The 13,702-nt window shown below is 74.9% G+C and carries 1 protein-coding gene; it reads left to right on the plus strand.

All coding sequences use genetic code 11. From position 1 onward, the window contains the following. Positions 1-20: 20 nt before the first annotated feature. Positions 21-13,622: a type I polyketide synthase gene (locus AW270_RS00680; RefSeq protein ID WP_061289085.1), complete on the plus strand. Its 13,602-nt coding sequence runs from the start codon at positions 21-23 to the stop codon at positions 13,620-13,622. Positions 13,623-13,702: the final 80 nt, after the last annotated feature.

Below are 13,702 nucleotides of genomic sequence, written 5' to 3' on the forward strand. Positions count from 1 at the left end.
GACGATCGCAGAGGGTTCCCATGTCTAACGAGGACAAGCTCCGTGACTATCTCCGGCGGGTGACGGCCGACCTGCACCAGACCCGCCGCCGCCTCCAGGAGTTCGAGGCCGCCGACAGGGAGCCGATCGCGATCGTCGGCATGGGCTGCCGCTACCCGGGTGACGTGCGCTCGCCCGGCGACCTGTGGCGGCTCGTGTCCGAGGGCCGCGAGGGCATCACCCTGCCCCCGGAGACCCGGGGCTGGGACCTGGCCGCGCTGCACCACCCCGACCCCGACCACCAGGGGACCTCCTACTCCTTCGAGGGCGGTTTCCTGCACGGCGCGGAGGAGTTCGACCCCGAGTTCTTCGGCATCTCGCCCCGCGAGGCGCTGGCGATGGACCCGCAGCAGCGCCTGCTGCTGGAGGTGTCGTGGGAGGCCCTCGAACGGGCCGGGATCGACGCCCACTCCCTGAAGGGCTCGCCGACCGGCGTGTTCGCCGGGGTGATGTACCACGACTACGCCACCCGCCTGAACGCCGTCCCCGACGGCGTCGAGGGCTACCTCGGCACCGGCAACGCCGGCAGCGTCGTCTCCGGCCGCCTCTCCTACACCTTCGGGCTGGAGGGCCCGGCCGTCACCGTCGACACCGCCTGCTCCTCCTCGCTCGTCGCCCTGCACCTGGCGGTCGAGGCGCTGCGGCGCGGCGAGTGCTCGCTGGCGCTGGCCGGCGGCGTGACCGTGATGGCCACGCCCGCCGCCTTCATCGAGTTCTCCCGTCAGCGCGGCCTGGCCTCCGACGGCCGCTGCAAGGCCTTCTCCGCCGACGCCGACGGCACCGGCTGGGGCGAGGGCGCCGGAGTGGTCGTGGTCGAACGCCTCTCCGACGCGCTGGCCAACGGCCACCCGATCCTCGCCCTGGTCCGCGGCTCGGCCGTCAACCAGGACGGCGCCTCCAGCGGCCTGACCGCCCCGAACGGCCCCTCCCAGCAGCGGGTCATCCGCCAGGCGCTCGACTCGGCCCAGCTCGCCGCCTCCTACGTGGACGCGGTGGAGGCCCACGGCACCGGCACCACCCTCGGCGACCCGATCGAGGCCCAGGCCCTCCTCGCCACGTACGGCCAGGACCGGATCCTGCCCTTCTACCTGGGCTCCCTCAAGTCCAACATCGGCCACACGCAGGCGGCGGCCGGCATCGGCGGCGTCATCAAGATGGTCGAGGCGATGCGCCACGGCGTGCTGCCCCGGACCCTGCACGCCGGCGAGCCCAGCCCCCACGTCGACTGGACGGCCGGCAACGCCCGCCTGCTCACCGAGGCGGTCGACTGGCCCGAGACGGGCCGCCCCCGCCGGGCGGGCGTCTCGTCCTTCGGCTTCAGCGGCACCAACGCCCACGTCATCATCGAGCAGGCCCCCCCGCTCGACGAGCCCGAGACCGCCGAGGGCCCCGTGGTCCCGTGGGTCGTCTCCGCCCGCACCCCCGAGGCGCTGGACGCCCAGTTCAACGGCCTGAAGACCTTCCTGCACGACCACCCGGACGTCCGCGCCGCCGACGTCGCCTTCACCCTGGCGACCGGCCGGGCCGCGCTGGAGCGCCGGGCGGTCTTCCTCGGTTCGCTCGACGCCACCGCCGTGCGCGGGAAGGCGGCCCAGGGCGGCCTGGCCTTCCTGTTCACCGGCCAGGGCGCCCAGCGCGCGGCGATGGGCGCGGAACTCCGCGAGGCTTTCCCGGTGTTCGGGGAGGCCTTCGACGCGGCCGTGGATGCGCTGGCCGCCGCTGGCGCAGGTAAGGATCCGGCGTTCACGGCGGGTGGGCTCGGGCGGTTGCGTGAGGTGATCGCCAGCGGTGAGGGGCTGGACGAGACGGCGTTCACGCAGGCCGCGCTGTTCGCCTTCGAGGTCGCGCTGTTCCGGCTGATGCGGCATCTCGGCGTGCGGCCGGACTTCCTGGCCGGGCACTCCGTGGGCGAGATCGCCGCCGCGCACTGCGCGGGGGTGCTGTCGCTCGACGACGCCGCCACGCTGGTGGCCGCGCGCGGTGCGCTGATGGGGGCGCTGCCGCGTGGTGGGGCGATGGTCGCCATACAGGCCACGCCAGGCGAAATTTCGGGAAATATCGACATCGCGGCCGTCAACGGGCCCCGCTCCGTGGTCATCTCCGGACCTGAGGACACCGTGCTCGCCGAGGCCGCCCGGTTCGAGAAGACCAAGCGGCTGAACGTCTCCCACGCCTTCCACTCCCGCCTCATGGAGCCGATGCTCGGCGCGTTCCGGGCCGCGATCGGCGGCCTGACGTTCAACCCACCGGAGATCCCCGTCGTGACCTCGGGCGACGTCACCTCGCCCGACTACTGGACCGCTCACGTCCGGGACGCCGTGCGCTTCGCCGACGCCGTGCGGCGGCTGGAGACCGAGGGGGCGACCCGGTTCGTCGAGATCGGGCCCGAGGCCGTGCTGACCGCGATGGGTCAGGAGTGCGTCGAGGGCGACCACCTGTGGGTGCCCGCCGTGCGGGCGGGCCGCGAGGTCGCCTCGATCGCCGAGGGGCTCGCCCGGCTGCACGCCGACGGGTGCCGCGTCGACTGGGCGCCCTTCTTCCCGGGGGCGCGGCTGGTCGAGCTGCCCACCTACCCGTTCCAGCGGGAGCCCTACTGGTTGCAGGCCCCCGAGGGATGGGCGGGCGACGTCGCCTCGGCCGGTCTGGGCGCGACCGGTCACCCGCTGCTGGCCGCGTCGACCTCCGTCGCGGGGTCGGACGGCCTGCTGTTCACCGGCCGCCTGTCGGTCCGGACCCATCCGTGGCTGGCCGACCACGCCGTCGACGGGGTGGTGCTGCTGCCGGGCGCGGCGCTGGTCGAGCTGGCCGTGCGGGCCGGTGACCAGGCAGGATGCGACCTCGTCGAGGACCTGACCATCGAGGCCCCGGTGGTGCTCGACGGGCAGGTCCGGATCCAGGTGTCCGTCGAGCCCCCCGACGGCCACGGCCGCCGGGCCTTCCAGATCCACGGCCAGCTCGGCGACGACCCGTGGACGCGGCACGCCACCGGCGTCCTGACCTCCGGCGCGACCGTCCCGCAGGCCATCGCCTGGCCCCCGGCGGACGCCGAGCCCGTCGATCTCGACGGCTTCTACGACGCCTTCGCCGACGCCGGGTTCGGCTACGGCCCCGCCTTCCGCGGCCTGACCGCCGCCTGGCGCGCCGGCGGCGACGTCTACGCCGAGGTCGCCTTCGGCGGCGACACCGCCACCTTCGGCCTGCACCCGGCGCTGCTCGACGCGTCGCTGCACGCGATCGGCCTCGGCGCGATCACCTCGGACGGCCCGATGCTGCCGTTCTCCTGGTCCGACGTCGCCCTGCACGCCACCGGCGCGGCCGGGCTCCGCGTGCGGATCAGCCCTGCCGGCCCGGACACCGTGTCCATCGCGCTCGACAGCGCGTCGGGGGTGCCCGTCGCCCGCGTCGGCGCGCTCACCCTGCGGGCGCTGCCCTCCGGCGCGCTCGCCCGGCGGCGGGACGACCTGCTGACCGTGGAATGGACCCCGGTCCCGGCCACGGGTCAGCCGGTCGAGGCCCGGATCGTCCGGCCGCGTGACGTGGCGGAGGCGCTCGCGATCGTCCAGGAGGAGATCCCCCGCGACGGCCTGGTAGCCGTGGTCGCCCCCGTCGAGGGCGGTGACCTCGACCGGGCCGGGATCTGGGGCCTGGTGCGCTCGGCCCAGTCGGAGCACCCCGGGCGGTTCGTCCTCGTGGACGGCGACGACGTCGAGCTCGCGCTGCGCACGGGTGAGGAGCAGGTGCGGGTCCGCGACGGCGCGGCCACCGCCCCCCGGCTCGTGCGGGCCACCGGCGCGGACACGCCGCGGATCCACGGTCCCGTACTGATCACCGGCGCGACCGGGACCCTCGGCGGCCTCGTCGCCCGGCACCTCGTCACCGCCCACGGCGTGACCGACCTGGTGCTGGTCAGCCGGTCGGGTCGGGCGCCGGCGCTCGTCGAGGAGCTCACCGGCCTGGGCGCTCATGTGACGATGCGGGCCTGCGACGTCGCCGATCGCGCCGCGCTGTCCGCGCTGCTGGCTGAGCATCCGGTGCGCGGGGTCGTGCACGCCGCCGGGGTGCTCGACGACGGGGTCGTCGAGTCGCTCACCCCCGAACGCCTGGAGACGGTCTGGCGTCCCAAGGTCCAGGCCGCCGTCAACCTGCACGAACTCGCCGGAGACGTCGACCTGTTCGTGCTCTTCTCCTCGGCCGCCGGGGTGTTCGGCAACCCGGGGCAGGGCAACTACGCCGCCGCCAACGCCGCCCTCGACGCCCTGGCCGAGCACCGCCGCGCCTCGGGCCTGCCCGCCGTCTCGCTCGCGTGGGGGCTGTGGGAGGAGCGCAGCGGCCTCACCGCCGACCTCGACACCGGCAGGATGACCCGAGCCGGAGCCACCGCGCTCACCTCGGCGGAGGGCCTGGCCCTGTTCGACGCCGCGCTGGCCGCGCCGGAGGCGCTGCTGGTCCCGATCAAGCTCGACCCGCACCCGGGCGGTCCCGTCCCGCCGATGCTGCGGGCCCTGGTTCGGCCGGCCCGGCAGCGGAGCGCCGCCTCGGCCGTGTCGGCGACCGGCCTGGACGCGGCCGGGGTCCTCGACCTGGTCCGCACCCAGACCGCGCTCGTCCTGGGCCACGCGGGACCGCAGGCGGTGGACCCGGAGCGCCGTTTCTCCGCCCTCGGGTTCGACTCCCTGGCGGCCGTGGAACTGCGCAACCGCCTCGGCGCGGCGACGGGCCTGCGCCTGCCCGCCACCCTGATCTTCGACTACCCGACCCCGGCCGCGCTGGCCGGTCATCTGGCCGGAGCCGTGACCCCGTCGGCCGAGACCGTCACGAAGACGGCGGATGAGCCGATCGCGATCGTGGGCATGGCCTGCCGTTATCCCGGTGGCGTGCGGTCGCCCGAGGACCTGTGGCGGCTGGTCGCCTCCGGTGGCGACGGCATCTCCGCCTTCCCCGCCGACCGGGGCTGGGACCTCGCCGCCCTCCAGGGCGACGGCGACGCCGAGGGCTCCTCCCACACGGGCGAGGGCGGTTTCCTGTATGACGCGGGCCACTTCGACGCGGGCTTCTTCGGCATCTCCCCCCGTGAGGCCGTCGCCATGGACCCGCAGCAGCGGCTGCTCCTGGAGTCGTCGTGGGAGGCCCTTGAACGGGCCGGCATCGACCCGCACACGATGAAGGGCTCCCGCACGGGCGTGTTCGCCGGGGTCATGTACCACGACTACGCCACCCGGCCCGGCGCGCTCCCCGAGGGCGTCGAGGGCTACCTCGGCACCGGCACCTCGGGCAGCGTGGCGTCCGGCCGGATCGCCTACACCTTCGGACTGGAGGGCCCGGCGGTCACCGTCGACACGGCCTGTTCCTCCTCGCTGGTGGCGCTGCACCTGGCTGTCCAGGCACTGAGGCAGGGCGAGTGCGAGATGGCCCTGGCGGGCGGCGTGACGGTGATGGCCACGCCTGGGGCTTTCCTGGAGTTCAGCCGTCAGCGGGGGCTGGCCCCCGACGGCCGCTGCAAGCCCTTCGCCGCCTCGGCGGACGGCACCGGCTGGTCGGAGGGCGTCGGCGTACTCCTCGTCGAACGCCTGTCCGACGCTGTGAAGAAGGGTCACCCGGTCCTGGCCGTGGTGCGCGGTTCGGCCGTCAACCAGGACGGCGCGTCCAACGGCCTGACCGCCCCGAACGGCCCTTCGCAGCAGCGGGTGATCCGCCAGGCGCTGGCGGGCGCGGGACTCCGCCCCGGGCAGGTCGACGCCGTGGAGGCCCACGGCACCGGCACCACCCTGGGCGACCCCATCGAGGCCCAGGCAGTCCTCGCCACCTACGGCCAGGACCGCGAGAAGCCGCTGTGGCTGGGCTCATTGAAGTCGAACATCGGCCACACGCAGGCGGCGGCGGGCGTCGGCGGCGTCATCAAGATGGTCATGGCACTACGCCACGGCATGCTGCCCCGGACCCTCCACGTGGACGAGCCGTCACCCCACGTCGACTGGGAGTCGGGCGCGGTCGAACTCCTCACCGAGCCGGTGGCCTGGGAACGCGGCCGCGAACCGCGCCGGGCGGGCGTCTCGTCGTTCGGCTTCAGCGGCACCAACGCCCACGTCATCGTCGAAGAGGCCCCCGAAGCCACCGCCCCCGGACACCCAGCCTCCGCTGATCGCATGGCCCCGGGCTTGGCTGCGGCCGACCGCCCGGCGCTGCCGTGGCGGATCTCGGGCGCGTCTCCGGAGGCGGTCCGGGCGCAGGCCGCTCGGCTGCTCTCGCTCGACGCGCCGTGGGCCGACGTGGCGACGTCGCTGCTGGGACGGTCGGCGTTCGACCACCGGGCGATGGTCTCCTCGATCGCCGAACTCCAGGCGTTGGCGGATGGAGGCCTGGCTGTCGGCAGGCGTGTCGATGGGGCGGTGGCCTTTCTGTTCACCGGGCAGGGGGCTCAGCGGGTGGGGATGGGGGCGGAGCTTCGGGAGGCGTTCCCGGTTTTCGCCGCCGCGTTCGATGCGGTCTGTGCTCATCTCGCTCCCGAGGTGCCCTCGGTGATCCTCTCGGGGGAGGGGCTGGGGGAGACGGCGTACACGCAGCCTGCGACCTTTGCCTTCGAGGTGGCGCTGTTCCGGCTGCTGGAGTCGTGGGGAATGGTCCCCGATTTCGTGGCGGGGCACTCGATCGGGGAGATCGCCGCCGCGCATGTGGCGGGGGTGCTGTCGCTGGAGGAGGCCTGCGCGCTGGTGACCGCACGGGCCTCGTTGATGCAGGCGCTTCCCCCCGGTGGGGCGATGGTCGCCATACAAGCCGCGCCGGGCGAAATTTCGGGAAATGTCGACATCGCGGCCATCAACGGCGCCCGGTCCGTCGTCATCTCGGGGCCGGAAGACGTCGTGCTCGCCGAGGCGGCGCGGTTCGAGAAGACCAAGCGGCTGAACGTCTCCCACGCGTTCCACTCCCGCCTGATGGACCCCATGCTGGAGGAGTTCCGGCAGGTCTGCGAAGGCTTCACCTACCACGAGCCCACCCTTCCGTTCGAGGGCGGCCGGGACGCCGGCTACTGGGTCCGGCACGTCCGCGACGCCGTGCGGTTCCACGACACGATCGAGCGGCTCAAGGCCGCCGGGGTGACGGTGTTCGCCGAGGTCGGGCCCGATGCGGTGCTGACGCCGATGGTCGACGGCGACACCGTGCCGCTCCAGCGGGGGACCGGCGAGGTCGCCGCGCTCACCGCCGGGCTCGGCGCGCTCTGGGTGCGCGGGGTCGACGGCGGCTGGCCGGAGTCGTTCGAGCAGGGCTCCCGCGTCGACCTGCCGACCTACGCGTTCCAGCACGAACGCCACTGGCTGGAGCCGGTCCCCGAGGCGGTCGCCGCCGACGGCGCGTTCTGGTCGGCGGTCACCCGGGACGACGCCGAGGGCCTGGCCGCCGAGCTGGACCTGCCGGCCGAGCAGGTCGCCGGGGTGCTGCCCGCCCTCGCCGACTGGCACCGCCGCCGCCGGACCCGTGACCGGCTCGACGCCTGGCGGTACGACGTCACCTGGGCGCCCGTCGAAGCGTCGGGCCGGGTGACCGGGACGTGGCTCGTCGTCCATGACGGGACGGAACCCGAGGTGGCCGAGGCGCTGCGGGAGCAGGGGGCCACCGTCGTGGCCGCCGCCTTCGGAGACGGGATCCCCGAAGGCCGGTTCGCCGGGGTCGTGTCGACGCTGACGAGCCTCGCCGACACCGTGGCGCTCGTCCAGGCCGGAATCCCGGCCCCCTTGTGGTGCCTGACCTCCGGGGCGGTCGCCGTGCGGACGGAGGAGCGGGCCGCGCTCGACCCCGACCAGGCCTCGATCTGGGGGTTCGGCCGGGTCGTCGCGCTGGAGCACCCCGACCGCTGGGGCGGGCTCGTCGACGTCGCCGCCGGCTGCGCCGACCGGGTTCCGGCCGTGCTCGCCGGAGCCGAGGACCAGGTCGCCGTCCGGGCCTCCGGGGTCTTCGGGCGGCGGCTCACCCGGGCGGGCGACCGTCCCGCCGGGGATTGGCGGTCGCCGGAGAACGTGCTGGTCACGGGCGGTACGGGTGCTCTCGGCGGCCAGGTCGCGCGCTGGCTCGCCGGTCGGGGGGCACGCCGTCTGGTGCTCGCCGGGCGGCGCGGGCCCGGCGCGCCGGGCGCGGCCGACCTGGCCGCGGAACTGACCGAGCTGGGGGCCGAGGTCTCCGTCGTGGCCTGCGACGCGGCCGACCGGGACGCGCTCGCCGCGCTGCTGGCCGCCCATCCCGTGGAGGCGGTGTTCCACACGGCCGGGGTGCTCGACGACGGGGTCGTCTCCGCGCTCACCCCCGAACGGCTGGAGACCGTGCTGCGGGCCAAGCGCACCGCGGTCCGGAACCTGCATGACCTCGCCGGGGACCTCACCGACCTCGTGCTGTTCTCCTCGCTAGCCGGGGCGATCGGCTCCGCCGGGCAGGCCGGGTACGCCGCCGCCAACGCCTACCTCGACGCCTTCGCCGAGGCCCGCAGGGGCGCCGGGCTCCCGGCCACGTCGATCGCCTGGGGCCCGTGGGCCGAGGGCGGCATGGCCACCGCGCTCGCCGACCGGATGGCCCGGGGCGGACTGCCGCCCATGCCGGCCGACCTGGCGATCCGGGCGCTCCAGCGCACGCTCGACCGGGGCGACGTGACGCCCGTGGTCGTGGACGTCGCCTGGGAGCGGTTCGCGCCCGCCTTCACCGCCACCCGGCCGTCTCCGCTCCTGACGGCGTTCGGCGGGACCGCGCCCCGCGCCGCCGCCGGGCCGTCCGGCGAGAAGGACCTGCTCGGACTGGTCAGGGAGACCGTCGCCGCCGCGCTCGGGCACGCCTCCGCCGACGAGGTCGAGCCCGGCAAGGCGTTCAAGGCGCTCGGGTTCACCTCGCTCACGGCCGTCGAACTCAGGAACCGGCTGTCGGTGGTGACCGGCCTGGCCCTGCCGCCGACGCTGATCTACGACCACCCGACGCCCGCCGCGCTGGCCGCCCACCTGACGGCCGAGATGGGCGGCGGCAGCCGTACGGAGACCAAGACCGTCGTCATCAGCGCCGACGACGAGCCGATCGCGATCGTGGGCATGGGCCTGCGCTTCCCCGGAGGGGTCGAGACGCCCGCCGACCTGTGGCGGCTGCTGCTCGACGGGCGGGACGCCGTCACCGGCTTCCCCGACGACCGGGGCTGGGACGTGGCCGCGCTCTACCACCCCGACCCCGACAATCCGGGCACCTCCTACGCCCGGGAGGGCGGCTTCCTGACCGGCGCGGCCGACTTCGACGCCGCGTTCTTCGGCATCTCCCCGCGCGAGGCGCTGGCGATGGACCCGCAGCAGCGGCTCCTGCTGGAGATCTCGTGGGAGGCGATGGAGCGCGCGGGCATCGACCCGGCGGCGCTGCGGGAGTCGCGCACCGGCGTGTTCGTCGGCACCAACGGCCAGGACTACGTGAACCTCGCCGCCCACGCGGAAGGGGTCGAGGGCTACCTGGGCACCGGCAACGCGGCGAGCGTCGTGTCGGGCCGGCTGTCCTACGCGTTCGGGTTCGAGGGCCCGGCCGTGACCGTCGACACCGCCTGCTCAGCCTCGCTGGTCGCGCTGCACCTCGCGGTTCAGGCGCTGCGGCAGGGCGAGTGCTCGCTGGCCCTCGCGGGCGGCGTCACGATCATGTCGACGCCGGGGGCGTTCATCGAGTTCTCCCGCCAGCGCGGGCTCGCCGCCGACGGCCGCTGCAAGGCGTTCGCCGGGGCGGCCGACGGCACGGGCTGGGGCGAGGGCGCCGGGGTCGTGCTGGTCGAACGGCTCTCCGACGCGGTCGCCAACGGCCACCGGGTCCTCGCGGTGGTGCGCGGCTCGGCCGTCAACCAGGACGGCGCGTCCAACGGCCTGACCGCGCCCAACGGCCCGTCGCAGCAGCGCGTCATCCGCCAGGCCCTCGCCAACGCCCGCCTCACGACTGAGGACGTCGACGCGGTCGAGGCCCACGGCACCGGCACGATGCTGGGCGACCCGATCGAGGCCCAGGCCCTGCTGGCCACCTACGGCCGCGACCGCGCCGAACCGCTCCTGCTCGGCTCGATCAAGTCGAACATCGGCCACACCCAGGCCGCCGCCGGCATCGCCGGCATCATGAAGATGGTCCTGGCCCTGGACCACGGCGTCCTGCCCAGGACCCTGCACGTGGACGAGCCCACCCCCCACGTCGACTGGTCGGCGGGCGCCGTCGAACTCGTCACCGAGACGACCCCCTGGCCGGAGACCGGCCGCCCACGCCGCGCGGCGGTCTCGTCGTTCGGCTTCAGCGGCACCAACGCCCACACCATCCTCGAAGCCGCGCCAGCCCCTTCGCCACAGGCGGAGGGGAGCGACGCCCCGGCGCGACCGAACCCCTTGGCCATCCCGCAGTCGGTCGACGGCCCCGTGGCGCAGGTTGTGCCAACTCGCCCGACTTCGGCCGACGGGCCGGTGCCCCTGGTTTTCTCGGCCCGGACCGACGAGGCGCTGCGGGAGCAGGCGCGGCGGCTCGCCGCCCACGTGGCCGGTGCGGCGGTTCCGCTGGCTGATGTCGCGTTCACGCTGGCCACCGGGCGGAGTCCGCTGGAGCGGCGGGGTTCGGTGGTCGCGCGCGATCACGCCGAGGCCGCCGCGCTGCTGAGCGCGTTCGCCGAGAGCGGGCTCGCCGAGGAGGCGCCTGCCGCGTCCACCCTCGCGTTCCTGTTCACCGGTCAGGGCGCGCAGCGGCCCGGGATGGGGGAGGGGCTCTACGCGCGCTTCCCCGTCTTCGCCGAGGCGTACGACGCCGTGCTCGACCTGCTCGACCCCGGCCTCCGCCGGGTGGTGGAGAGCGGCGAGGGGCTCGACGACACCGGTCACACCCAGCCGGCGATCTTCGCCTTCGAGGTGGCGCTCTACCGGCTGGTCGAGTCGTGGGGCATCCGGCCCGACCACGTCGCCGGTCACTCGATCGGTGAGATCGCCGCCGCTCATGTGGCCGGGGTGCTGTCTCTGGAAGACGCCTGCGTGCTCGTCAACGCGCGGGGCTCGTTGATGCAGGCCCTTCCGGTCGGTGGGGCGATGGTCGCCATACAGGCCACGCCAGGCGAAATTTCGGGAAATGTCGACATCGCCGCCATCAACGGGCCTCGGTCCGTGGTCATCTCGGGGCCCGAAGACGTGGTGCTGGCCGAGGCCGCGCGGTTCGAGAAGACCAAGCGGCTCTCCGTCTCCCACGCGTTCCACTCGTCGCTGATGGACCCGATGCTGGCGGACTTCCGCCGGGTCGCCGAGACCCTCACCTTCCACGAACCCGCCATCCCCTTCGAGGGGGGCCGCGACGCCGACTACTGGGTCGGCCACGTCAGGGAGCCGGTCAGGTTCCTCGACACGGTGCGCGCGCTGGAGAACCAGGGGGTGACGGCGTACCTGGAGATCGGGCCCGACGGCATCCTCACCGCGGCCGCCGCCGACTGCCTGGAGGACGAGGCGGCCCTGATCGCCACGTCCCGGCGCGACCGCGACGAGGCGGCCACCCTGCTGGCCGCCGTCGCCCGTCTCCACTCCCACGGCCGCGGCCCCGACTGGGCCGCCGTCCTTCCCGGGGCCCGGCTGACCGACCTGCCGACCTACGCCTTCGAACGCCGCCGCTACTGGCCCGGGACCACCCCGCGCCGCGCGGACACCGCCGACGAAGGTTTCTGGGACGCGGTCGACCGCGGCGACGTCGACGCCCTGGCCGGGGCGCTGGCCCTCGACGACCACGAGACGCTGGGGGCGCTGCTGCCGTCGCTGGCGGCGTACCGGAGAAGGCACCGCGACCACTCCGCCGCCGACGGCCTGCGCTACCACGTGCGCTGGACGGAGATCGCCCCCGCCGCCACGGCTGCTCCCGGGACCTGGCTCCTGGTCGGCCCCGACCACGGCCTCACCGCCGCCCTCGAATCGCAGGGCGGCCGGGTCGTCGCCCTCCCGGCGGCGGACGGCCGGGAGGCCACCGCCGTGGCCCTGCGCGGCCTCGACGGCACCCCCTTCGACGGCGTCCTGTCGACGCTGGCCCTGGACGGCCGCCCGCTCGCGGACACGCTCGCGCTGGTCCAGGCCCTGGGTGACGCGGGCATGAGCGCCCCCCTCTGGGTCGCGACCCGGACCGGTCAGCGGGGCGACGCCGTCTGGGGGCTCGCCGTGGTCGCCGCGCTGGAGCACCCCGAGCGCTGGGGCGGCTTCGTCGACCTGCCCGGCGATCCCGACCCCGCCCGGCTGGCCGCCGCGCTCACGTCCGGGGAGGACCAGGTCGCCCTCACCGGAGGCGGCACACTTGCGCGCCGCCTGGTGCGGCCCGCCGCCTCCTCTCCGGTACGCGCCTGGCGTCCCACCGGCACCACCCTGATCACCGGCGGAACCGGGGCGGTGGGCGGGCACGTCGCCCGATGGCTGGCGGAGAACGGCGCGGAGCACCTGCTGCTCGTCAGCCGTAGGGGCCCGGACGCGCCCGGCGCGGCCGAGCTCGCCGCCGGGCTGGACACCAGGGTCACTCTCGCCGCCTGCGACGTCTCCGACCGGGCGCAGGTCGAGGCGCTGCTCCGGGAGCACGACGTCACCTCCGTCTTCCACGCCGGCGGGGTGCTCGACGACGGCGTCGTCGAGTCGCTCACGCCCGAGCGGCTGGCCACGGTCATGCGGGCCAAGGCCGACGCCGCGCGGCACCTCGACGAGCTCGCCGGGGACGTCGACGCGTTCGTGCTGTTCTCCTCCTTCGCGGGCACTCTCGGCGTGGCGGGCCAGGGCAACTACGCCGCTGCCAACGCCGCGCTCGACGCCCTCGCCCGCGACCGCCGGGAGCGCGGCCTGACCGCCACCTCGATCGCCTGGGGTCCCTGGGACGAGGGCGGCATGGCCGACGGCGGGAAGGCGGTCCGGATGCGCCGGGGCGGCGTGCGCCCCCTCGCGCCGGTCCGGGCGCTGGCGGCGCTCCAGCGGGCGCTCGACGACGACGAGACCCACCTCGTCGTGGCCGACGTCGACTGGGACGTCTTCGCCCCCGCGTACACCGTGACCCGGAAGAGCCCGCTGATCAGCGGGTTCGCCACCGACCCCGGGCACGACACGGCGAACCTGGCGGCCCGGCTCGCCGAGGCGCAGCCCGCCGAGCGGGAGCGCATCCTGGTCGACGCCGTGCTCGCCCAGGTCGCGGCGGTGCTCGGGCACACGGGGTCGGGGGAGATCGCGCTCTCGCGGCCGTTCAAGGAGCTCGGGTTCGACTCGCTCACCTCGGTCGAGCTGCGCAACCGGCTCGGGGCGGCCACGGGCGCGAAGCTCCCGGCCACCCTGATCTTCGACTATCCGACCCCGCAGGCCCTCGTGGGGCTGCTGAAGACCACGCTGCTGCCGGACGAGTCGGACGGCGCGACCGTGCTGGCCGAGCTCGACCGGCTCGACGACGCCCTCGCCTCGGCCGAGCCGGACACGCTGACCCGTACCAAGATCACCCTCCGGCTCCAGGCGCTGATGTCGCGCTGGACCGGCTCCGCCGGGGCGGGCGGCGGCGCGGCGACGTTCGACGACGCGTCCGACGACGAGCTGTTCGCATTAATCAATGGGGAGCTCGGAAAATAGCAAGCGCTATTGATTCGCTATTCGGCGCTATTCCTGCCGGTCGCTGTTCTCGCAGGTAGAGGACGGGGCCGGCAGGGGTG

Origin of the sequence: Herbidospora cretacea (genome assembly GCF_001570605.1) — a bacterium.
Lineage (GTDB): Bacteria > Actinomycetota > Actinomycetes > Streptosporangiales > Streptosporangiaceae > Herbidospora > Herbidospora cretacea.

Bases quoted from the DNA above. Each gene is read 5' to 3' on its own strand.
- AW270_RS00680 (WP_061289085.1), top strand. From the start codon at position 21: ATGTCTAACGAGGACAAGCTCCGTGACTATCTCCGGCGGGTGACGGCC.